Here is a 1,575-nt window from a genome sequence, read left to right as displayed (position 1 = left end):
GCACTGCCTCATGCTCCAACCAGAACCGGTCCCGCTCGGTCGGCTCTTGCGTCGCTCCCATCGGTACCCTCCATCTCTTGACGGAGACCACCCTCGCTCAGCCCACCGCGATCCGAAACATGGGGTTCGCTGACCGCTTACATATGTCTCGTTGCCCTCGTCCTCCTCAATTCGAATTTTGTTGCCAAAAGCATCCGCAAACTGACGCCGCGTGTGAGATTCGGGGTCCGTGACCGAGGAGACTAGTCGTCGAGCGTCTATCTCGTAGTCGTAGAGCCAGGTCCTTCCTGCTCCGCCCGGCTCTTGGCGCATTGTGAGACGGTCAAGTGCATCGAACTTGCGAATCTTCACGTGGGCCGAATTCCCAGTGAAGAAGGGCAGTGATTCTCGCACTGGGCGCCCGAGGCCGTCGTAGCCGATTGTGCGTTCAATGGTGGATCCAGCGGGGCCGTCTGTCACCTTTCGGATGGTTCGTCCGAAGCCATCAAGGTAGGTTCGCTCCGAGCGGCTCACTCCCGCACTGACACTCTCGGTGACTTCCGCCCAGCTGGCCAGTGGCGTGTCATCGTAGGCGAACGTCTTCTCAGCGACGATGGTCGGCGCTCCGCCCTGACTCGGCACTTGCTGCACCCACTCGGCCAGCGGTCGCCCGAACTCGTCGTAGCAGCGAAGTGTCTGTGCACCGTTCGCATCTGTGACCTTCGCGGAAAGACCACCTGCATCGGGATAGTTCACGCCGGAATACAAGCTCTCGCAGGCATCATCCGAGGCGTAGGAAAAACTCACAGAACGACCCGCTTGCAACAGCAAGAGAACTCATCGAGTGGTATGAGCCGGACGTCCTGGTCACTGAAGACGGCCGGGGGCCTGGTTCAAGGCGAGGTGGTGCTGTGATGAGTCGCCTGCGATCTGTTGTCGCGCTGGTCAGGAGGAAAAGCCTCCGAACGGAACGCTACTCACAGAGAGATGTGAGAGCATGTTTTTCCAAGTACGGCGCGAAAACGAAGGAGGAGATCGCAGCAGTGATCGCCCGAGAGCTCCGCGAGCTTGCACCCAAACTCCCAGGAAAGCGAAAGCCCTGGAAGAGTGAGGACGAACGGCTTTGGATTTTCGACGCTGCGTCCCTCGCACTGACGTTCTTCTTCTGCGAAAGCAGGAGGGAAGAGGAGTAGAAGGCGCCTCGTTTCCTCCCTGAGTGGCCTGCCGGAATGACCCGGCCTGCCACTTTCGGGGGAAACCGATGCACGAAGAAAGGAAACGTTCCCGAATCCGGGCGGCGAATGATTCGCTAACAGGGTGCTGAAAAACCCCGTGCTTCACTCCTTCAAATGGTAGAAAAGAGACGGGGGTAGAGGGAATGCGGGGAAGCGATCGAGAGCAGGGTTCGATGTTCAGCTACGTAGCGCTGGAAGACCGGATTCCGGCGGATCATCCGCTCCGACCGATGCGGGCCATGGTGGACGAAGCCCTCTCTGCCAACAACAATGAGACACCCGACCCATCCAGAATTACTGTAGGGCGATGGAAGGTGTTTCAAGATGATCAACGATACGAATCCGCCTCAGCCGGCCCCCG

At 59.0% G+C, this 1,575-nt stretch carries 1 protein-coding gene; it reads left to right on the top strand.

The window, feature by feature from the left end:
• Positions 1–893: 893 nt before the first annotated feature.
• Positions 894–1,172 carry a hypothetical protein gene (locus GY937_27510; GenBank protein MCP5060463.1) on the top strand — a complete coding sequence of 93 codons (279 nt, stop codon included), beginning with the start codon at positions 894–896 and terminating at the stop codon, positions 1,170–1,172.
• Positions 1,173–1,575: the final 403 nt, after the last annotated feature.

This window comes from bacterium (genome assembly GCA_024228115.1).
Lineage (GTDB): Bacteria > Myxococcota_A > UBA9160 > UBA9160 > UBA6930.
This window is presented reverse-complemented; position numbering and strand designations above follow the sequence as displayed.